The 20,617-nt window shown below is 65.0% G+C and carries 20 protein-coding genes and 1 riboswitch; of the genes, 6 read left to right on the forward strand and 14 right to left on the reverse strand.

Features of this window, described 5'->3' with window-relative positions; translation table 11 throughout:
* Nucleotides 1–2: 2 nt before the first annotated feature.
* The 12 genes from paaC to BKY27_RS09030 form a co-directional block, all read right to left on the reverse strand.
* Nucleotides 3–764 (reverse strand): 1,2-phenylacetyl-CoA epoxidase subunit PaaC, encoded by a 762-nt coding sequence (gene paaC, locus BKY27_RS08975; protein WP_071674126.1) that lies wholly within the window; start codon nt 762–764, stop codon nt 3–5.
* The gene (paaB, locus tag BKY27_RS08980) at nt 764–1,048 is read right to left on the reverse strand and encodes a 1,2-phenylacetyl-CoA epoxidase subunit PaaB (RefSeq protein WP_071674127.1); all 285 of its coding nucleotides are present in this window, start codon (nt 1,046–1,048) and stop codon (nt 764–766) included. The genes paaC and paaB overlap by 1 nt, the downstream gene beginning before the upstream one ends.
* Nucleotides 1,049–1,062: 14 nt before the next feature.
* Entirely contained in the window at nt 1,063–2,055 is a 993-nt protein-coding gene (gene paaA, locus BKY27_RS08985; protein ID WP_071674128.1) for a 1,2-phenylacetyl-CoA epoxidase subunit PaaA, read from the reverse strand.
* Between the two features lie 15 nt (nt 2,056–2,070).
* On the reverse strand, nt 2,071–3,273 hold the full coding sequence (gene pcaF, locus BKY27_RS08990) for a 3-oxoadipyl-CoA thiolase (RefSeq protein ID WP_071674129.1): 1,203 nt from the start codon (nt 3,271–3,273) through the stop codon (nt 2,071–2,073).
* A 200-nt stretch (nt 3,274–3,473) separates the two neighbouring features.
* Nucleotides 3,474–4,733 carry a fumarylacetoacetase gene (gene fahA / locus BKY27_RS08995; protein ID WP_071674130.1) on the reverse strand — a complete coding sequence of 420 codons (1,260 nt, stop codon included), beginning with the start codon at nt 4,731–4,733 and terminating at the stop codon, nt 3,474–3,476.
* Nucleotides 4,734–4,743: 10 nt separating this feature from the next.
* Nucleotides 4,744–5,376: a maleylacetoacetate isomerase gene (gene maiA / locus BKY27_RS09000; protein ID WP_071674131.1), complete on the reverse strand. Its 633-nt coding sequence runs from the start codon at nt 5,374–5,376 to the stop codon at nt 4,744–4,746.
* 46 nt (nt 5,377–5,422) lie between these two features.
* Complete coding sequence (gene hmgA / locus BKY27_RS09005; protein ID WP_233491811.1) at nt 5,423–6,754, reverse strand: homogentisate 1,2-dioxygenase; 1,332 nt, start codon at nt 6,752–6,754, stop codon at nt 5,423–5,425.
* 95 nt (nt 6,755–6,849) lie between these two features.
* Complete coding sequence (locus tag BKY27_RS09010; protein WP_071674133.1) at nt 6,850–7,392, reverse strand: VOC family protein; 543 nt, start codon at nt 7,390–7,392, stop codon at nt 6,850–6,852.
* A complete protein-coding gene (locus tag BKY27_RS09015) occupies nt 7,389–7,595 on the reverse strand; it encodes a DUF2783 domain-containing protein (protein ID WP_071674134.1) in 207 nt (68 codons plus the stop codon). The genes BKY27_RS09010 and BKY27_RS09015 overlap by 4 nt, the downstream gene beginning before the upstream one ends.
* A gap of 5 nt (nt 7,596–7,600) precedes the next feature.
* A complete protein-coding gene (locus tag BKY27_RS09020; protein WP_071674135.1) occupies nt 7,601–9,217 on the reverse strand; it encodes an FAD-dependent oxidoreductase in 1,617 nt (538 codons plus the stop codon).
* Nucleotides 9,218–9,238: 21 nt separating this feature from the next.
* Entirely contained in the window at nt 9,239–9,757 is a 519-nt protein-coding gene (locus BKY27_RS09025) for a DinB family protein (RefSeq protein ID WP_071674136.1), read from the reverse strand.
* A 6-nt stretch (nt 9,758–9,763) separates the two neighbouring features.
* Nucleotides 9,764–10,714: an MBL fold metallo-hydrolase gene (locus tag BKY27_RS09030; protein ID WP_071674137.1), complete on the reverse strand. Its 951-nt coding sequence runs from the start codon at nt 10,712–10,714 to the stop codon at nt 9,764–9,766.
* A 144-nt stretch (nt 10,715–10,858) separates the two neighbouring features.
* Between BKY27_RS09030 and BKY27_RS09035 the strand changes: the two genes are divergently transcribed.
* Nucleotides 10,859–11,350 carry a MarR family winged helix-turn-helix transcriptional regulator gene (locus BKY27_RS09035; RefSeq protein ID WP_071674138.1) on the forward strand — a complete coding sequence of 164 codons (492 nt, stop codon included), beginning with the start codon at nt 10,859–10,861 and terminating at the stop codon, nt 11,348–11,350.
* 272 nt (nt 11,351–11,622) lie between these two features.
* Here the strand turns inward: BKY27_RS09035 and BKY27_RS09040 are convergent, their stop codons facing one another.
* Both BKY27_RS09040 and cobO read right to left on the reverse strand, forming a co-directional pair.
* On the reverse strand, nt 11,623–13,068 hold the full coding sequence (locus BKY27_RS09040; RefSeq protein WP_071674139.1) for a cobyric acid synthase: 1,446 nt from the start codon (nt 13,066–13,068) through the stop codon (nt 11,623–11,625).
* Between the two features lie 123 nt (nt 13,069–13,191).
* Complete coding sequence (gene cobO, locus BKY27_RS09045; protein ID WP_071674140.1) at nt 13,192–13,812, reverse strand: cob(I)yrinic acid a,c-diamide adenosyltransferase; 621 nt, start codon at nt 13,810–13,812, stop codon at nt 13,192–13,194.
* A 36-nt stretch (nt 13,813–13,848) separates the two neighbouring features.
* Nucleotides 13,849–14,075: riboswitch (cobalamin riboswitch) on the forward strand.
* 83 nt (nt 14,076–14,158) lie between these two features.
* Between cobO and BKY27_RS09050 the strand changes: the two genes are divergently transcribed.
* From BKY27_RS09050 to BKY27_RS09070, 5 genes are read left to right on the forward strand one after another with little or no spacing between them, the layout of a single operon-like run.
* Nucleotides 14,159–14,545, forward strand: coding sequence for a DUF1636 family protein (locus BKY27_RS09050; protein WP_071674141.1), 387 nt, complete (start codon nt 14,159–14,161; stop codon nt 14,543–14,545).
* Between the two features lie 3 nt (nt 14,546–14,548).
* A complete protein-coding gene (gene cobW / locus BKY27_RS09055) occupies nt 14,549–15,583 on the forward strand; it encodes a cobalamin biosynthesis protein CobW (protein WP_071674142.1) in 1,035 nt (344 codons plus the stop codon).
* A gap of 9 nt (nt 15,584–15,592) precedes the next feature.
* Nucleotides 15,593–18,844, forward strand: coding sequence for a cobaltochelatase subunit CobN (gene cobN, locus BKY27_RS09060; protein WP_071674143.1), 3,252 nt, complete (start codon nt 15,593–15,595; stop codon nt 18,842–18,844).
* A complete protein-coding gene (gene cobG / locus BKY27_RS09065; RefSeq protein WP_071674144.1) occupies nt 18,841–19,986 on the forward strand; it encodes a precorrin-3B synthase in 1,146 nt (381 codons plus the stop codon). Before cobN ends, cobG begins: the two co-directional genes overlap by 4 nt.
* The gene (locus BKY27_RS09070) at nt 19,987–20,616 is read left to right on the forward strand and encodes a precorrin-8X methylmutase (RefSeq protein WP_071674145.1); all 630 of its coding nucleotides are present in this window, start codon (nt 19,987–19,989) and stop codon (nt 20,614–20,616) included.
* The last annotated feature ends 1 nt before the right edge of the window (nt 20,617 follow it).

Consider the following 20,617-nt stretch of genomic DNA (forward strand, 5'->3'; position numbering starts at 1 on the left):
GGTCACCACGTTGCGCCGGGATAGGCGCGTTGCAGCCACTGCATCTGCGTCAGCAGATGGCCCAGATGCTCGGTATGCATTCGCCCGTCGCGGCCGCCCTTGTGCACGAAAGGGCTGTCGGGAACGGTCAGCGTCGCCTCGGCCAGAACGGCCCCGACGATCGCGTCAAATTCCGGGCGCAGCTCTGCCGGGTCCGGGGCGATGCCTTCCTTGGCCAACACTGCATCCACTGCGTCGCCGTCGAACATCTCGCCCACGTAGGGCCAGAGATAATCCAGCGCTGCCTGCATCTTGGCGTGGCTTTCCTCGGTTCCGTCGCCAAGGCCGATCACCGTGTCGCCGGAACGTTCCAGGTGATAGGACACCTCCTTGCTGGCTTTCTCGGCGATCTCGGCGATCCGCGTATTGCTGGAATCTTGCAGCCAGTTCAGCATCACCGACTGGAACGCATCGAACAGGAACTGGCGCATCAGCGTCTGGCCAAAATCACCGTTGGGCAATTCGGTCAGCAGCACGTTGCGAAAATCCCACGCGTCGCGCAGGAAGGCCAGATCATCCGCCGAGCGGCCGTTGCCCTCGACCTCACCGGCCAGCCCCAGCCACAGTTGCGTCTGCCCGATCATGTCGAGCGCCGTGTTGGCCAGCGCGATATCTTCCTCCAGCACCGGGGAATGGCCGCACCATTCCGAAACCCGGTGACCAAGGATCAGCGTGTTGTCCCCCATCCGAAGAAGGAACTGAAACAGGGCGTCGTCCTTGGTCATCACATGTGCCCCACGTCTTCGGGAATGTCGAAGAAGGTCGGATGACGATATACCTTGCTCTCGGACGGCTCGTAGAGCGGGCCCTTGTCCGAGGGCGAACTGGCGGTGATATCGGCGGCCTGAACGACCCAGATCGACACGCCTTCATTGCGGCGCGTATAGACGTCGCGCGCGTTCTTGATCGCCATTTCCGCGTCGGGCGCGTGCAGGCTGCCCACGTGCCGGTGGCTCATGCCATGCTGGCCGCGGATAAAGATTTCCCACAGGGGCCATTCGTGTTTCATCGGGTTTCTCCCCCTCATTCTGCCGCGTGCTTGGCGGCCTGTTTCTTTCGCCCATGGGCCAGCAGACCGTCGCGCACCCAAGCCCCGTCTTCCCAAGCCTTGATCCGGTCATTCATCCTCTCGCGGTTGCAGGGGCCACCGCCCTTGAGCACCGCGAAGAACTCGGACCAGTCGGGCTGGCTGAAGTCATAGCCGCCCTTTTCCGCGTTCCAGCACAGACCCTCGTCCGGGACAGTCAGGCCGAGATATTCCGCCTGCGGCACCGTCTGATCGACGAATTTCTGGCGCAGTTCGTCATTGGTGTTGATCTTGATCTTCCATGCCATCGACTGCGCGGAATGCACGCTGTCCTTGTCGGACGGCCCGAACATCATCAGCGACGGGTACCAGAAGCGGTTAAGTGCATCCTGCGCCATTTTCTTCTGCGCGTCCGTGCCCTGGGCCATCTTCATCATGATGTCGTAGCCCTGCCGCTGGTGAAAGCTTTCCTCCTTGCAGATACGGATCATCGCGCGGCTGTAGGGGCCGTAGGAGGTCCGCTGCAACGGCACCTGGTTCATGATCGCCGCGCCATCGACCAACCAGCCCACGGCGCCGATATCGGCCCAGTTCAACGTGGGATAGTTGAAGATCGAGGAATATTTCATGCGGCCATCCAGCAGCATCTCTGTCAGCTCATCGCGGCTGACGCCAAGCGTTTCCGCCGCCGAATAGAGGTAGAGGCCATGCCCCGCCTCGTCCTGCACCTTTGCCAGCAGGATCGCCTTGCGCTCCAGCGTCGGCGCGCGGGTGATCCAGTTGCCCTCGGGCAGTTGCCCCACAATCTCCGAATGCGCGTGCTGGCCGATCTGCCGGATCAGCGTGGCGCGGTAATCCTCGGGCATCCAGTCCTTCGGCTCGATCTTCTGGTCGTCGTCGATCCGATCCTGAAACCGGGCTTCCTCGGCGCTCATCTCCGCGCGGGATTTCACGCCGGTTCCGGCTGTCTTCACCATCTGTGCATACATTTCCGGTCTCCTTTTTCAGACCCGCTCAAGGACCAGGGCGACGCCCTGTCCCACACCCACGCACATGGTGCACAGCGCATAGCGCCCGCCCGTGCGTTGCAGTTGATAGGCCGCCGTCAGCACCAGCCGCGCGCCCGACATACCCAGCGGGTGGCCAATGGCAATGGCGCCACCGTTGGGATTCACATGGGGGGCGTCATCGGCCACGCCAAGTTCCCGCAAGCTGGCCAACCCCTGTGCGGCGAAGGCCTCGTTCAATTCTATCACGTCCATCTGCTCGATGGTGAGCCCTGCTTTCGCCAGCACCTTGCGGGTGGCGGGCACCGGCCCGATTCCCATCACGCGGGGGTCCACCCCGGCCGCCGACATCCCCACCACCCGGGCCATGGGTGTCAGGCCATTGGCGGTGGCCGCCGTTTCCGACGCCATCAGGATCGCCGCCGCACCGTCGTTCACACCCGAGGCATTGCCAGCCGTCACCGTCAGGTCCGGCCCGTTCACGCCGCGCAGGCCCGACAGCTTTTCAGCCGTGGTGCCGGGGCGTGGATGTTCGTCCGTATCCACGATCAGCGGATCGCCCTTGCGCTGCGGCACGCTGACTGGCGTGATCTCTTGCGCGAAAATTCCGGCCTTGTTCGCCGCGTCCCACCGCGCTTGCGAGCGGGCGGCGAAATCATCCTGATCGGCGCGGCTGACCTTGTAATCTGCGGCCACGTTGTCGGCGGTTTCCGGCATCGAATGGGTGCCGTGCGCGGCCTGCATCTTCGGGTTCACGAAGCGCCAGCCGATCGTCGTGTCATAAACCGCATTCGACCGCGAAAAGGCGGCGGTCGCCTTTGGCATCACGAAGGGCGCGCGCGACATGCTTTCCACGCCACCGGCAATCGCCATCTCGTAGTCGCCCGCCTTGATCGCCCGTGCAGCCATGCCCACGGCATCCATGCCACTGGCGCAGAGGCGGTTCACAGTGGTGCCCGGCACGCTGACTGGCAGGCCCGCCAAAAGCGCGGCCATGCGCGCCACGTTGCGGTTATCCTCGCCCGCCTGGTTGGCGTCGCCATAGATCACGTCGTCGAGCGATGCCCAATCAACATTGGGGTTGCGGGCCTTCAGCGCAGCGATGGGGATCGCCGCGAGATCGTCCGTGCGCACGCTGGACAGGGCGCCGCCATAGCGTCCGATGGGTGTCCGTGTCGCGTCGCAGATGAATGCCTCCATGATGCGGTATCCTCCCTGGGGTTCGTGCAAATAACTGACCGCATGGTCGAGGTATTCTGTTGCACGATTCGATGCAAGAAAAAACGTTACATAATTTTGGGAAATTTCATCATAGCGTAACACCGAGTGACGTAAGACCCCCACGAAAAAGGGCCCGCCAGACGGCAGACCCTTTTCCGTGATCCATGGCTGGACGTGGCTCAGCGCTTGAACGGATCGTCCAGCGCCGGCAGCACCTTACCCGCGCAAACGCCAAACCCCACGCGGACGCCATCGCCCTTGGCCGCGCCCGCCAGTGTCAGCGTATCGCCGTCTTCAAGGAAATTGCGCGTCTCGCCGCTCTCCAGAGTCAGCGGTTCCTTCCCGCCCCAGCTCAGCTCCAGCAACGAGCCGCGCTCGGCCTTCGTCGGACCCGAGATCGTGCCGGACCCCAGCAGGTCGCCCACCCGCATCGGGCAACCCGACGTGGTGTGATGGGCCAATTGCTGCGCAGCGGAGTAATACATCTGGCTGTAATTCGTCCGCGCGATGGTGCTCGCCTCCTTGCCGTCGGGGGCCAGCGTCACCTCCAGCGTGATGTCATAAAGCATCGGAGTCGGCTCTTGCAGGTAAGGCAGCAGTTCTTTCTCGCGCTCCGGCGTCGAGGTGCGGAACGGTTCCAACGCTGCCTTGGTCACGATCCAGGGGCTGATGGTCGTCGCCGTCGCCTTGGCCTGGAACGGCCCGAGCGGCTGGTATTCCCAGGCCTGGATATCGCGCGCCGACCAGTCGTTCAGCAGCACGTAGCCGAAGATCATGTCGTCCGCCTCCTGCACCGTGATCGGCCCGCTCGATGGCACGCCGACGATGGCGCCCATTTCCAGTTCCAGATCGAAGCGCTTGCAGGGGGCGAAGACAGGCGCCTCCATGTCGGGGGCTTTCAACTGGCCCCACGGGCGGCGCACATCGGTGCCCGACACGACGACCGACGACGCCCGGCCGTTATACCCGATGGGGATATGCAGCCAGTTCGGCGGCAGCGCGTTTTCCGGCCCCCGGAACATGGTGCCCACGTTCACCGCGTGGTTCTTGCCCGCATAGAAATCGGTGTATTCGCTGACCTCGAAGGGCATATGCATCCGCGCCTCGGCCATCGGCACAAGATAGGGTTTCACCCGCTCTTTCAGGCCGGTCTTTTCGGCAAGCAGCGCCATCAGCGCGCCTCGAAACCCGTTCCAAGCCTCGGGGCCAAGCTCCATGAAGGCGTTCCACGAGGGCTTGGAAAACACGGGCGGCTCGCCCGAGGTCAGGATGCCGGCCTCTTCCAGCCCCTTCACGTCGACGATCTGGTCGCCAATGGCCACGCCACAGCGCGGCGCAGAGTCCTCGGTCGAGAACACGCCATAGGGCAGGTTGTTGAGCGGGAAATCGGTGTCGGGCGAATTGGCGCTGTCAATCCACGAGCGGCGCAAAGCAGTCATGTTCTGATCCTCATTCGGCGTCGGGTTGGGTTTCCGGGCGCGCGGCGTCGAAGGCCGGCAAGGCCAGCGCGGCGCGCTCGATCGTCAAAAGGCGGGGGAAGCGGCCAAGGTCCACCCCCCACCGATGCGCGTTGTAGAGTTGCGGGACAAGGCAGATATCGGCCCAGGTCGGGCTGTCACCAAAGCTGAACGTGCCCTCCGGCGCAATAAGCCGGTCAAACGCGGCCAGGTTGCGCTGCATGAAATGCACCATCCAGTCGATGCCACCCTGCATGTCGACCCCGTAGGTCGCTTTCAGATGCCCCACCACGCCCACATTGGTCACCGGCTGCGTGTCCATGGCGATAACATGCGCGGCGGCCAGCACGCGGGCGCGGTCCAGCGGATCGGCGGGCAAAAGCGCCGGGTCGGGATAGACCGCTTCGAGGTAATCGAGGATCGCCATCGACTGCACAAGCTCGGTGCCGTCCTCCAGAACCAGCGTCGGCACGAAGCCCGAGGGGTTGTGGGCCACGTATCCCGGATCGCGCTGCTCGCCCTTCACGAGGTGCACGGGGATACTGTCCCACGCCAGCCCCTTCAGGCCGAGCGCGATGCGCACGCGGTAGGAGCAGCTCGACCGCCAATAGGTGTAGAGTTTCATGTCATCTCCCGAACTGGCGGCGTCAACCGACCCCGCCAGACGGACCTTATTTCAGGCCCGGCGTGCCGTCGAACTTCTTTTCAAGGCTGTCCCAGCAGTCGATGTAGTCGTCCTGCAACGGCGCTTGCTTGGCGGCAAAGGCCGTCAGGTGCTGCGGGAAACGGGTCTCGAACATGAACGACATCGTGTTGTCCAGCTTCTCCGGCTTCAGATCGGCATTCGACGCGCCCTCGAACGCGGTCTTGTCCGGCCCGTGCGGCAGCATCATGTTGTGCAACGACATGCCACCGGGGACGAAGCCTTGCGGTTTGGCATCGTACTGGCCATAGATATTGCCCATCAGCTCGGACATCACGTTCTTGTGGTACCACGGCGGGCGGAAGGTATCTTCCATCACCATCCAGCGTTCGCGGAACAGCACGAAGTCGATATTGGCCGTCCCTTCGACGCCCGAGGGCGCGGTCAACACGGTAAAGATCGACGGGTCCGGGTGGTCGAACAGGATCGACCCCACCGGGCAATAGGTGCGCAGATCGTATTTCACCGGCGCGTAATTGCCATGCCACGCCACCACGTCCAGCGGGCTGTGCCCGATCCGGGTCTCGTGGAACTGGCCACACCACTTGATGGTCACGGTCGAGGGCGCCTCGCGGTCCTCGAACGCCGCCACCGGCGTCTTGAAATCGCGCCGGTTGGCCATGCAATTGGCCCCGATCGGCCCGCGCCCCGGCAGGTCGAATTTCTGGCCGTAGTTTTCACAGACGAAGCCCCGGCACGGCCCCTCCAGCACCTCGACGCGATAGACCAGCCCGCGCGGCAGAATGGCGATCTCCTGCGGGGCAAGGTCGATCACGCCCAGTTCGGTGCAAAAGCGCAGCCGCCCCTCTTGCGGGACCACCAGCAATTCGCTGTCGGCCGAGTAGAAATAGCTGTCCACCATCGACTCGGTCACAAGGTAGATATGGCTCGCCATGCCGACCTGCGTGTTCACATCGCCCGCAGTGGTCATCGTCCGCATACCGGTCAGCCATGTCAGACCGGCATCCGAATGCGGCACCGGATCCCACCGGTACTGGCCCAGGGAAATCACGTCCGGGTCCACATGCGGCGCGGATTTCCAGTAAGGCAGATCAATCTTGGTGTAGCGGCCCGAATGCTTGACCGAGGGCCGGATGCGATAGCACCACGTCCGCTCGTTCTGATGGCTCGGCGCGGTAAAGGCCGTGCCGGACAGTTGCTCGCCATAAAGGCCATAGTTGCATTTCTGAGGGGAATTCTGCCCCTGCGGCAGCGCGCCGGGCAGCGCCTCGGTCTCGAAATCGTTGCCGAACCCCGGCATGTATTGCAACTCGTTGGGCCGGGTGGCGGCGGTCACCATCCCGGCGGGCAGATCGTGGGTATTCATCGCGCGTCTCCTATCGTCGGGGCCGCGCGCCGGGTCACTCCCACCCTATGGCGCGCAGGCCCAATATGTCAGGCCTTGTCCAGTTCCTTCGCGTGCAGCCAGTCGGCATGCTGCGGGGCCTTCTTGGTCCGCGACCATTCTTCCAGCATGTCCCACTTCACGGCATCGAGCCGCTTGAGCATCTCGTCTTCCTCCGGGTCCGGGCAGGCCAGCTCGACGCGGTGGCCGTTGGGATCGAAGAAATAGATCGAGTGGAAGATCGAGTGATCCGTCACGCCCAGAACATCCACGCCATTGGCTTCAAGATGCTCCTTGAATTCCAGCAGTTCCGCGCGATCCTTCACCTTGAAGGCGATATGCTGAACCCACGCCGGGGTGTTGGGGTCACGGCCCATTTCCGGTTTGGTCGGCAACTCGAAGAAGGCCAGCACATTGCCGTTCCCGGCATCGAGGAAAAGGTGCATGTAAGGATCGGGCTCATGTGTCGAGGGCACATGGTCCTCGGCAATCGCCAGCACGAAATCCATGTTCAGCATCTTGGTGTACCATTCCACGGTTTCCTTCGCGTCCTTGCAGCGATAGGCGACGTGGTGAATTTTCTCGATCTTCATGCGGCATCCTCCTTGCGCAGGGCGGCCGCTTGCAACGCGGCGCTCAGCACCGCCCGGTCGCCGATATGGTTGGCCAGCACCAGAACCAGCCGGGCGTTCAGCGCATCGCTGTCCGCCTTGGTCAGGCCCTCGTGGGTGGCCAGAAGCTCGGCGTAGAAATCATCCGCGCCGGGAATGTTGGGGGTCAGGATCAGGTCGGACATGGGGCTTACTCCTTGCCGATGGCGCGGGCCACGGCGGCGCGCATGGCGGCTTCATCATAGGACGGCCAGCGGGCGGCCACGTGCTGATCGGGACGGATGAGGTAGACCGCCGATGTAGCGTCCCCCAGGTAGCGGGCGGCCACGGCCTCGGTCGGCTCCAATGCCAGCCGGTCCAACGCGATGCCGTCCACATCCAGCGCTTCGGGCGCGTCGGCCCCGATGGTCAACAGGGTGAACCGGTCGCCCAGTTTCTTCAGCAGGAACCCGTCCCCAAGCGGCGCATCCACGCAGGGCGCACCGGGCCGGGTGCGGGCCGGGCCACCGGCCAGCGCGTCGGGGGCGTTGAGCGGCGAGCCATCATAGGTGCACGGCACCGACAGGCGGCCGGAATTCACCAGCGGGCGGGCAAAGTCATAGGCTTCCGACAGGTCCAGCACCGCATCGCGCAACAGCCGACTCATCTCGGATTTCGGGGTGATGAAATCAGTCGAGCGCGACGAATTGAGGATGTTCTCATCGGCGCCATGCACCCGCTCGATATCATAGCTGTCCAGCAGGCTTTCCGGTGCGGTCCCGTCCATGATCAGCTTCAGCTTCCATGCAAGGTTGTCGGTGTCCTGTAGCCCCGAATTGGCCCCGCGGGCGCCGAACGGGCTGACCTGATGCGCGGCGTCACCGGCAAAGACCACCCGGCCATGGCGGAACTTCTCCATGCGGCGACACTGGAAGGTGTAGATCGACACCCATTCAAGCTCGAACTTCACGTCATCGCCCAGCATCTGCTTGAGGCGCGGAATGACGTTCTCGGGCTTCTTTTCCTCTTCCTTGTCGATGTCCCAGCCCAGTTGCAGGTCGATGCGCCAGACGCCGTCGGGCTGCTTGTGCAACAGCGCCGACTGCCCCTTGTTGAAGGGCGGATCGAACCAGAACCAACGCTCGGTCGGGAAATCGGCCTCCATGATCACGTCGGCGATCAGGAAGTTGTCCTCGAAGACACGCCCCACGAAGTCGAGCCCCATCATCGCCCGCGTGGGCGACCCTGCGCCATCGCAGGCGATCAGCCAATCGGCCTCCAGCGGGTATTCCCCCTCGGGCGTGTCGATCAGCAGGTTGACATGGTCGCCCTTGTCCGCGACCCGCAGCACCTTGTTGCGGCCCCGGATCTCGATCGGCGCGCCCGTTTCCTGCATCGCCCGGACCCGGTTCACGAGGTATTCCTCGAAGTAATATTGCTGAAGGTTGATGAAAGCCGGGAATTCATGCCCCTTCTCGGGCAGCAGGTTGAACTCGTAGACCTGCCGGTCGTCGAAGAAGACCTTGCCGACCTCCCACTCGACGCCCTTTTCCACCATCTCGTGGCCGCAGCCCAACCGGCCGAGGATTTCCAGCGGACGCTTGGCAAAACAGATGGCGCGGCTGCCGAAGCTGACCTTGTCGTTGTCGTCCAGCACCACCGCCTCGATCCCCTGCTGGGCAAAGTCGATGGCCGCCGCCAGCCCCACGGGCCCCGCACCGATGATCACCACCTTGCGGCGCGCGGGCGTCGCGGCATCCTGATCCGGCGACCGCTGATAGGCATAGAGCGGCACCTCGAAGATCTTCTTGTCACTCATCTGGTTCATCTCTCCTCCTCCTCCCGAGGATCAATCGGCGAAATAGGCCTGCGCGCTCGGCACCCGGCCATAGGTCAAATGGAAATCATCCAGTTGCGGCGGCGCGATCCCGGCATCCGCCACCATCGTGTGGGCCTGCCCGCGGTGGTGGATCTGGTGCTGGAAGAGGTGCAGCAAAAGCGGCCCCACCTGTTCCGTCACCGGCCCCTCCTGGCGTTCCGTCACACGCGGCGCGTCCAGCATCGCGGGCGTCAGCCCCCGGCAGACCGTTGCCAACCGCATGTCGACCTCGGCCTGCGCGGCGGCAAGATCGGCCACGCGGCCAATCTCATCGCCCTCAAAGACCGACCGGCCAGCCCCGCCCTGCTCCAACGCATCCACGTAGTAGAGGTCCACCACGTAGATATGGTTCAGCGTGGCCTTGAGCGAAGGAAAGAACCCCGGCCGCGTGGCCGCGAACGCCTGATCCGACAACCCGGCAATCGCGCCATAAAGCGTGGCATTCGCCCAGGCGTTGTTCAGGGCCATCGTCAGGAACGGATCTCGCATCCAAGATTACCCCTGCAGGGCCTCCCACATCTCGATATCGCGCTGTGCGGTCCAGATGCGCGGCGTGTCGATCCCGCGCGCCTCGTCATAGGCACGGGCCACGTTGAACGGCAGACAATGTTCGTAAATCGCGTAATCGGCGAATTTCGGATCGCAGGCGTCGCGCACCGCGTCCCAAGCGTCCTTGAGCGACCCGCCCTTCGCCGCGACACGGGCCGCCGGCTTGTAGGTGCTTTCCACGAAATCGCGGGTGTTCTCGATGGCGGCATTCACCATCTCGCGGCCGACAAGGGCATCGCCCCGGCCCGGCGCAATCGCGTCCACGTCGAACCACTTGATATTGTCCAGCGTGTTGCCCCAGTCGCCGAAATGCCCGTCGCCGCAATAGCAGGCCGAGTGATATTCCACGATATCACCGGTGAACATCACGTTCTGATCGGGCACGTGGATCACCGCGTCGCCCGCCGTATGCGCCCGACCCAGATGCATGATATCGACCCGGCGGTTGCCAAGGTAGACGGTCATCGCATCGGAAAACGTCGTCGTCGGATAGGTCAGGCCCGGAATGCTTTCGTGCCCCTCAAAGAGACGCGGGAACCGCTGGAACTCGCTGTCCCAGTCTTCCTGCCCGCGCTCCACCACCATCGACCGCGCCACGTCCGACATGATGATCTGATCGGCGCCATAGGCCGCGGCCCCCAGCACGCGCACCGCGTGATAGTGGGTCAGTACCACGTGGCTGATCGGCTTGTCGGTCACCTCGCGGACCTTTTCGATCACCTTGTTCGCCAGACGCGGCGTCGCCTGCGCCTCGACGATCATCACGCTGTCATCGCCGATGATGACACCCGAATTGGGGTCGCCCTCGGCGGTAAAGGCCCACAGCCCCTCGCCCACCTCTGTGAAGGAAATGTTCTTTTCGGTCATGTCCCCTTGGGACGCGAAGGCCTTGGCCATGATCCAGTCTCCCGTTCAGATCGCGCGTTCATGGCGGTGCGGCCGCTTGGCCCTTCCCGCCGGTCCTGCCCCGTGTTATCGTTGCAGGTGCAACAAAAGTCAAGACCGTTGCAAACGCAACAAATTGTGAGGGATTCCCGCCCGATGGGTATCGACGACTTCCGACTCGCCCGCTTCCTGCCCTACCGACTCGCCGTGTTGTCCGAGCGGATCAGCCGCCGCCTGTCGACGATCTACGGCGCCGAGGCTGGCCTGTCGGTGGCCGAATGGCGGGTCATGGTGCATCTGGCGCGCTGTCACGAAGTCTCGGTGCGCGAAATCCACGAATGCGTGAATCTCGACAAGTCCCGCGTCAGCCGCGCCGTGACCCGGCTCGAAACCGTCGGGCTGGTGCAAAAGACCGGCAGCCTCACCGACCAACGCCTTTTGTCGATCTCGCTCACCGAGGACGGCTGGTCCCTGCTCGACCGAATCCTCCCGCCCGCCGTCGCCTATGAAAAGCGCCTGCTCGCCGCCCTCAGCGACGCCGACTGCGCGGCGCTCGACGAAATCATGGAAAAGCTGCACCGGGTGATGGACGACGACCCCGAGGCCCGCCCGCGCTCAACCCTCGACCTGCCCGGAGCGGCAGAGTAACGCCCACGCTCCGGACACACCCTCGTCCTTTTAAAGTGCCCCGCGGTCCGGGGCTGGCCCAACCACTCTCGCGATCCCTGCTTTGGAAGGGTGAGGTAGAGCGGGAAGGATTGACGCGCCCGGCACAGCGATCCGCCAGGTCCGGCGTGCCGTCCGGTGGCCGTCCCGGCCCGGTCGCGCCCTGCCCCCCCGAATCCGCCAAACCGGTGTACGGGGGGTGCACAGGGGGTGTACGGGGGGTGTACGCCCGGCGACGGGCTGTTTTCGCCCGATCAGCGGGCCAGACCCAGCAGCGCGTCTATATCCAGATGCGCCTCCATATGCGCGGCCAATGAGTCCAGTGTTGCCTCGACCCCCTGCCCGTAGGACAGCGGCCCCGAGGCGACCCCGAACCCCTCCAGAAACGCCCGCCGAAAGCCGTCCTCGGCAAACATCCCGTGCAGGTAGCTGCCCTGCACTCGCCCGTCACTGGAACAGGCCCCTTCATCGGCCCCGGCAATCTGCGCAAAGGGTCGCGTCCGGTCCGCCCCATCCGTGCGCCCGATGTGAATCTCATAGCCCCGCATCCCGGCGCCCGTGGCCACATGCACCGCCTCCACCAGCGTCAGGCTCTTGTCCGCCGTCATCACCGTTTCCACGTCCAAAAGACCCAGCCCCGGCGTCGATCCAGCCGCGCCCTCGATCCCTTCAGGATCATGCACCTCGCGGCCAAGCATCTGATATCCGCCACAAATTCCAAGGATACGACCGCCACGCCGCCAATGCGCCAACAGATCCACATCCCAGCCCTGCGCGCGCAGAAAGGCCAGGTCTCCGCGCGTGGATTTGGTGCCGGGCAGGATCACCAGATCGGTATCGCCGGGGATCGCGTCTCCGGCCCGCACCATGGTCAACGACACCCCCGGTTCCTGCGTGATCGGGTCCAGATCGTCGAAATTCGCAATCCGGCTGAAGGCCAGGCAAGCCACCTTCAGCCCCTCGCCCTGCCCTTTGGCAGGCAGGTCCAGCGCATCCTCGGCGGGCAGTTTCGAGGCATCGGCGAAGAAGGGAAGAACCCCCATCCCACGCCACCCGGTGCGGGCCTCGATCATCCGATAGCCCTCGTCAAAGAGGCTGACATCTCCGCGGAACTTGTTGATGATAAACCCGTTTATCAGGGCCTCGTCCGCCGGGTCCAGCACTGCCTGCGTGCCCACCATCTGCGCGATCACGCCCCCCCGGTCGATATCCCCGGCCAGGATCACCGGCACGTCCGCAGCCCGTGCAAACCCCATATTGGCAATGTCGCCCGCCCGCAAGTTGACCTCTGCCGGACTGCCCGCCCCCTCGACGATCACCAGGTCATGGCTTGATTTCAAACGGCTGAAGCTCTCCAGAACGGGGGCCATCAAGCGCGGCTTCAGCGCCGCATAGTCGCGCGCCTTCACCGTGGCCAGCCGCCTGCCCTGCACCACCACCTGTGCGCCGACATCGGTCTCGGGCTTCAGCAAGACAGGGTTCATATCCACCACCGGATCAAGCCCGCAGGCCAGCGCCTGCAACGCCTGCGCTCGCCCGATTTCACCGCCATCCGCCGTCACAGCCGCATTGTTCGACATGTTCTGCGGCTTGAACGGCGCCACCGACACCCCCCGCGCCCGCGCCACCCGGCACAGCCCCGCGACCAGCAGCGATTTGCCCACATTCGAGCCAGCCCCTTGAATCATCAACGCTTTCACCTGATGCCCTCCGCCCGAGACCCGTGTAAGATGGCCTCTTCTTCTATGTGAAAAAACCTGGCGAGTGCGAGGGGCAGCGCCCCTCGCATGGGTCGGCGCCGACAGGCGTCGATACCGCGCAGATCAGAACTCGACGCCCTTCTGCCCCTTCACCCCAGACCGGAACGGATGCTTGACCAAGGTCATCTCGGTCACGAGGTCGGCAATCTCGATCAGCGCGTCCTTCGCGTTGCGCCCGGTCAGCACGACGTGGGTCATGGGAGGTTTCTCGTCCACAAGGAACTGCACCACCTCGTTGATATCAAGGTAATCGTAGCGCAGCGCGATGTTGATTTCATCCAGCAAAACCATCTTGATGTCCGGGTCGCGGATCAACTCCTTGGCCTTTTCCCAACCCTTCGCCGCCATCGCGATATCGCGGCCCTTGTCCTGCGTTTCCCAGGTAAAGCCCTCGCCCATGGCGTGGAACTGGCACAGCTCGCTGAAATTTCCTTCCAGAATGCGCCGTTCACCGGTATCCCACGCGCCCTTGATGAACTGCACCACGGCGCAGGGCATGTCATGGGCGATACAGCGCAGAATCATCCCGAAACCCGAGGAGCTCTTGCCCTTGCCCGCACCGGTATGGACAATGATCAGCCCCTTCTCACCTTCCTTGGTGGCCATGATCTTGTCGCGCGCGGCTTTCTTCTTGGCCATCTTCTGGGCGTGGCGGTCCTCGTCAGAGAGTGGCGTGTCGGCCATTTCATCATCCTTCGCTTGACATCAGGGCGGTCATTGCCGCAGGTGCGGCGTGCTGGTTCCTGTTCCTAGAACAGGCGAAGAGGGAATGCGACAGGCTTTGCGACCTTGCGGGGTTCATCGCCGAAGCGCAGCCGCCCCCGCGACCGTGACCGGAGAAGGCCCTGGAACCACTGGCGGATACCGCCGGGAAGGACCAGACGCCGCCGGGGCCACCCGCCCCGATATCCGCAAGCCGGGAGACCTGCCAGCAAGACGTGCAACGGGCGAACGGGGTGTTTCGCGCCGGCTTGACGGGCAGTAGCCCCCGGCTGGCCTTCCCCTTTCGCGATGACGAAAAGGACCGCCCATGGGCGATATCACGATCACGGTCTGCACGACCTGCCGCAAGACGGTGGATGGCGAACGCATACCAGAAGAGCCACGCCCCGGTTACCGACTGCACGAGGCCCTGCAAGCCGCCGACTTGCCCGAAGGTGTGCGCCTGCGCGGCAATGAATGCTTGTCTGCCTGTTCCAATGGCTGCTCGCTTGCCATCACCGGCGGGCCGGATCGCTGGACCTATATCTATGGCCGCCTCGATCCCGAAGACCATCTTGACCAGATCCTGCAAGGCATCCGCGCCTATGCAGCCACCTCCGACGGGCTGGTGCCGTGGCGCGAACGCCCCGAGGTGTTCCGCAAACAATCCATCGCCCGCATCCCCCCGCTCACCGCGCCCCGCGACAAGGACTGAGATATGACCGAGCTTTCCAAGATCCCCGTCACCGTCATCACCGGCTTTCTCGGAGCGGGCAAGACGACGCTAATCCGCCACCTGATGCAGAACCCGCAGGGCAAGCGGCTGGCCGTTCTGGTCAATGAATTCGGCACAGCCGGTGTCGATGGCGACATCCTGAAATCCTGCTCGGACGATAATTGCCCGGCGGAAAATATCGTCGAACTGGCCAATGGCTGCATCTGCTGCACCGTGGCCGACGATTTCATTCCGACGATCGAGGCGCTGATGGCCCTGCCTGAAACGCCTGACCACATCCTGATCGAGACCAGCGGGTTGGCCCTGCCCAAGCCGCTGCTCAAGGCCTTCGACTGGCCCGCGATCCGGTCGCGGATCACGGTAGACGGCGTCATTGCGCTGGCCGATGCCGAGGCCGTGGCGGCGGGCCGGTTTGCCAGCGATGTCGATGCCGTGCAGGCACAACGCGAGGCCGATGACAGCCTCGACCACGACACGCCGCTTGGCGAGGTTTTCGAAGACCAGATCAGTTGTGCCGACATCATCCTGTTGTCCAAGGCCGATCTGGCCGGAGAAGACGGGCTGGCCAAGGCCCGCGCCGTGATCGAGGCCGAAATGCCGCGCCCCGTTTCGATCCTGCCGATGACCGAGGGCGTGATCGACCCGCGCGTCGTGTTGGGGCTTGGGGCCGCTGCGGAAGACGACCTCGATGCGCGTCCCAGCCACCATGACGGCGCGGATGACCACGAACATGACGATTTTGACAGCGTGGTGATCGAACTGGACGAGATAGAAGACGTGAAAGCGCTGGAGGCCGCCGTGCTGCGGCTGGCGCGGGAACAGAACGCGCTGCGTGTGAAAGGGTATATCGCCGTGAAGGGCAAACCGATGCGACTGCTGGTTCAGGCCGTGGGCGAGCGCCTGCGCACCCAGTTCGACCGTCCGTGGGGCGACCTGCCCCGCCGGTCGCAACTGGTGGTGATCGGCGAACATGACCACGTGGACGCCGCCGCCATTCGCGCCGTGCTGGAGGGATAATCAGGGCCGATGCATGTCGTCTTTCGCGAAAGCCATGGGTTGGAGGAAACCGACACCCCGCAGGATCTGGGCCAAAGCCCGGCGGATCTGGTGGTGCTGTCCTTTTCCGATTCCGACCTCGGGGCCTTCGCGGCGGGCTATGGCAGGGCCAAGGCGCACGGGTTCGAGCCGAGCGTTCGTCTCGCCAATCTGGTTGCGCTGAAGCATCCCCTGTCCGTCGACACCTATGCCGAACAGACGCTGCCAGCGGCCAAGGCGGTTCTGGTGAAGCTGATTGGCGGCGAGAGCTACTGGCCTTACGGCCTTGCCACTTTGCGTGAACTGGCCGATCGCACCGGCATGGCGCTGGCCATTCTGCCCGCCGATGGCCGCCCCGATCCGCGTCTGGATGAGCTGTCCACCCTGCCTGTTTCCACTCTGCGCCGCCTTCAACACCTGTGCGATGCGGGCGGCGCGGTGGCCGCTCATGCGGCGCTGGCGCAACTGGCGCTGTCCGGCGGGCTTTATGCCGGCCCCGTGGTGGGCGAAAAGACCGTGCCGGATTTCGGCTTCTATCGTCCGGGCGTTGGCGTGCTGCGCAGCTTCGAGCCGTCCGGCAAGCCGCTGGTCCCCGTCACCTTCTACCGCTCCTACCTGACCGCCGCCGATACGGACCCGGTGGACGCCACCATCGAGGCGTTGGAGGCCAAGGGGTTCGAGGCCGTGGGCATCTTCGCCGCCAGCCTCAAACAGCCCGCCGCCGCCGATTGGCTGCGCGATCGGCTGACAACGCTGTCCCCTGCCGCCATCGTGAACGCCACCGCCTTTTCGGCGCAGGGTTCGGATGGCAAGGCATCACCCCTCAGCGATCCGGGCTGCCCGGTGTTCCAGATCGCGCTGTCCACCGCGCGGCGCAAGGACTGGGCCAAAGCCGAGCGCGGCCTGTCGCCCGCCGATCTGGCGATGCATGTCGTATTGCCAGAAGTGGACGGGCGCATCTTTGCCGGTGTCGCCAGTTTCAAGCAGCCGGGTCGCAAAGACCCGCACCTGCAATATTCCCGTTTCGCGCATCGTGCCGATCAGGGTCGTATCACCCAGGTCGTGGCGCGCGTCGCCGCGTGGCACCGGCTTGCCACCCTGCCCGCCCGAGACAAGCGGCTGGCGCTGGTCCTGTCCACCTATCCGGGCCGCGATTGGAACCTCGCCCATGCGGTCGGGCTGGATCCGCTGGCCTCGGTCGAGGGGCTGATGGGCGCGCTCGCCCGCGAAGGCCACGAATTTGGCGAGGTGCCCGATTTGGGCAAACGCCTGCTGGAAGAGCGCATTTCGTGGCCGCTGGCAGATTACCACGCGGCACTATCCAGCCTGCCCGATAGCCTGCGCGACGACCTGTTCACCGCGTGGGGCGCGCCAGAGGCCGACCCGGCCATCCAAGGCGACCAGATTACCTTTGCCGCGATCCGCGCGGGCAACGCTCTGATTGCGCTGCAACCGGAACGGGGCGAGGTTCAGGCCCGCGACGACGACTATCACGATCTGTCCCGCACGCCGCGCCACGGCTATGTTGCCTTCTACCTGTGGCTGCGGGCGCAGGCCGATGCGCTGATCCATGTGGGCGCGCATGGCACGCTGGAATGGCTGCCGGGCAAGGCTGTGGCGCTGTCGCAGGACTGCTGGCCCGAGGCGCTACTGGGCCCCCTGCCCGTCATCTACCCCTTTATCGTGAACGATCCCGGCGAAGCCGCACAGGCCAAGCGCCGCGTGGGCGCGGTCACCATCGGCCATCTGCCGCCGCCCATGGCACAGACGACCCTGCCAGAGGGGATGGGCCGGTTGGAGCATCTGCTGGATGAGTATTCTACCGCCGACGGTCTGGACCCGGCCCGCCGCGACCGGCTGATCTCGGACATCCGCGCCGAGGCGCAGGGCACCGGGGTTGAACAGGATCTGGGCATTCCCGCAGATGCCAGCGCCGCCGAGGCGATCACCCGGATCGACCGCTTCGTCTGTGACATCAAGGAAAGCCAGTATGGCGACGGGCTGCATATCTTCGGCAGCGGCGATTGCGGAGCCGAAGAATATGCCGGTCTGATGGCCGCGTTGGAGGGTCGCCTTGTTGCGCCCGGCCCGTCGGGGTCGCCCTACCGGGGCCGGTCGGATGTGCTGCCCACGGGGCGCAACCTCTTTACAACCGACCCGCGCGCGGTGCCGTCGCGCGCAGCCCAAGCGCAGGGGGTGAAGCTGGCGGAGGAACTGCTGCGCCGCCACCTACAGGATCATGGCGATTGGCCGAAGGGGCTGGTCGTGGACCTGTGGGGGTCTGCCACCATGCGCACGGCGGGCGAGGAATTTGCCATGGCGCTGCATCTGGCGGGGCTGGCACCGAAATGGGACGACGGGTCGGAACGGGTATCAGGCTTCGAGGTGATCCCGCTGGCGCTGCTTGGCCGCCCCCGGATCGACGTCACCTTGCGTGTCTCGGGGCTGTTCCGCGATGTGTTCCCCGGCCTTGCGCAGATGTTCGAAGCCGCCGCTGCCGCGCTGGCCGAGCGGGAGGAAGCCGCCGACGACAACCCCTATCTCGCCCGCACCCCGCGCGTCTTTGGCCCGCGACCGGGTAGTTACGGCGTTGGCATGACTGGCCATATGGATGACTACAGCGCCGAGGCGCGGGCCGCGGCGGGCGAAGCTTGGCTCAGCGCGTCCTCCTTTGCGATTGACGCGCAAGGCGACGCGTCAGAGGCGCGCGACGCGCTGGAATCCCGCGTGAAATCAGCCGACAGTTTCGTCCATCTGCAAGACCTGCCGGAAACCGACCTGCTGATGGCGTCGGACTATGCCGCGCATGAGGCAGGCTTTGCCGCCGCCGTGGCGCGACTTGGGGGCGAGGCGCCCGCGCTCTACCACATGGACGCGACACAGCCCGACCGCCCCCGCGCCCGCGACCTGACCGAGGAAATCGCCCGCGTGACCCGCGCCCGCGCGGCGAATCCCGACTGGGCCAATGGCATGATGCGCCACGGCTTTCGCGGCGCGGCCGAGATTGCGGCAACGCTCGATCATCTGGCGGCTTTCGCGCATCTGGCCGCCGCCGTGCCGCCACATCTGTTCGACCTTTACCACGACGCCACTTTGGGCCGCGACGACCTGATTGACTTCATGGAACGCGAAAACCCGGCAGCGCTCGCTGCCATGCGCGCCCGCTTTCAGGCGTTGCATGACGCAGGCCTCTGGGTCACGCGCCGCAACTCCATCGCCGCCACGCTGGAGGCAGCGCAATGAGCGCCCCTGTGGTCCATGGCTGGTGCCCCGGCGCTCTCAGGCCCATGATGTCGGGCGACGGGCTGGTGGTGCGGGTGCGGGCGCCCCTTGGGCGGTTGGCGCAGGCACAGGCGGCGGGGTTGGCGGATTTGGCGGCGGCGCATGGCAACGGGCTGATTGATGTCTCGGCCCGGTCGAACATTCAGATCCGGGGCGTGAGCCCAGAAGCACATCCGGCGCTGATCGACGGGTTGACCGCACTTGGACTGATCGACGAAGACGTGGCTGCGGAAACCCGGCGTAATCTGGTGATTCAGCCATTCTGGGCGGATCGCGATGCGACGCAGTGCGTTGCGGTCTCTCTGACAGAAGCACTTGCCCGCGAAGACGCCCCTGACCTGCCCGGCAAATTCGGGTTCGCGGTGGATTGTGGGTCTTCCCCCCTTTTACGCAGCATCTCTGCCGATATCCGCATTGAGGCTGCCTCAGATGGCCTTGTCGTCCGGGCGGACGGGGCCGATACCGGTCGGCTTGTGGCCACGGCGCAAGAGGCGGCAGCGGCAGCGATGGAGCTTGCCCGCTGGTTCCTTGACACTGGCGGCGCGCCTGCTGGCCGGGGCCGCATGGCACGGCATCTGGCGGGTGGGGCCAGCCTGCCGGACCGTTTTCGCCATGCGCCTGCGGCGGCATCGGGGGCAGCGCCTCCGACCCCGGGTGCGTCACTGACAGGGCAGCTTGTGGCGCTGGAATTCGGGCAGATCACGGCCCCTACCCTCGCCGCACTGGCTGGGCTGGCACCGATCCGCATCACCCCGTGGCGAGCGCTGTTGCTGGAGGGCGTGACCACTGCCCCGGACCTGCCGGGCCTGATCCACGACGCCACTGACCCGCGTCTGCGCATTGACGTCTGCACCGGCGCGCCGGGCTGCCCGCAAGCGCTGTCGCCCACCCGTGATCTGGCCCGCGCGCTGGCCCCGCATCTGCCCGAGGGTCAGCGCCTGCACATCTCCGGCTGCGCCAAGGGCTGCGCCCATCCCGGCCCTGCGGCGCTGACCCTGACCGCAACAGCGACCGACCGCTTCGACCTTATCCGCGACGGCCGCGCCGACGCGCTGCCCGAGGCCACCGGCCTTGCCCCCGACCAGATCAAGAAGGCCCTCTGAATGCCCCATATCTATGAGACCAACGGCGCCGCTATCTACGAGGAAAGCTTCCGCACCATCCGGGCGGAGGCCGATCTGGACCGGTTCGACAGCGATGAAGAACCCGTCGTCGTGCGGATGATCCATGCGGCGGGGCTGGTGGGGCTGGAACGGGACGTTCGGTTTTCCCCCGGCATGGCGACTGTTGCTCGTCAAGCGCTGAAGGACGGCGCGCCGATCCTGTGCGACGCGTATATGGTCAGCGAAGGCATCACCCGCCCGCGCCTGCCAGCGGGCAACGAGGTGATCTGCACCCTGCGCGATCCCCGCGTGCCCGACATGGCGAAAGAGATGGGCAACACCCGCTCTGCCGCTGCGCTTGAACTGTGGCGCCCGCATCTGGACGGGGCACTGGTTGCCATCGGCAACGCGCCCACGGCGCTGTTTCACCTGCTCAACATGCTGGAAGACCCCGCCTGCCCGCGCCCCGCGGTCATTATCGGCTGCCCCGTGGGCTTCGTTGGCGCGCGGGAATCGAAAGATGCCCTGATGGAGGATCTGCCGGTCCCGTCGATGATCGTGCAGGGCCGCCTTGGCGGATCCGCCATTACCGTGGCCGCGGTCAACGCGCTCGCCAGTTTCAAGGAGTAAA

The sequence above is a fragment of the Nioella nitratireducens genome (assembly GCF_001879715.1).
Lineage (GTDB): Bacteria > Pseudomonadota > Alphaproteobacteria > Rhodobacterales > Rhodobacteraceae > Nioella > Nioella nitratireducens.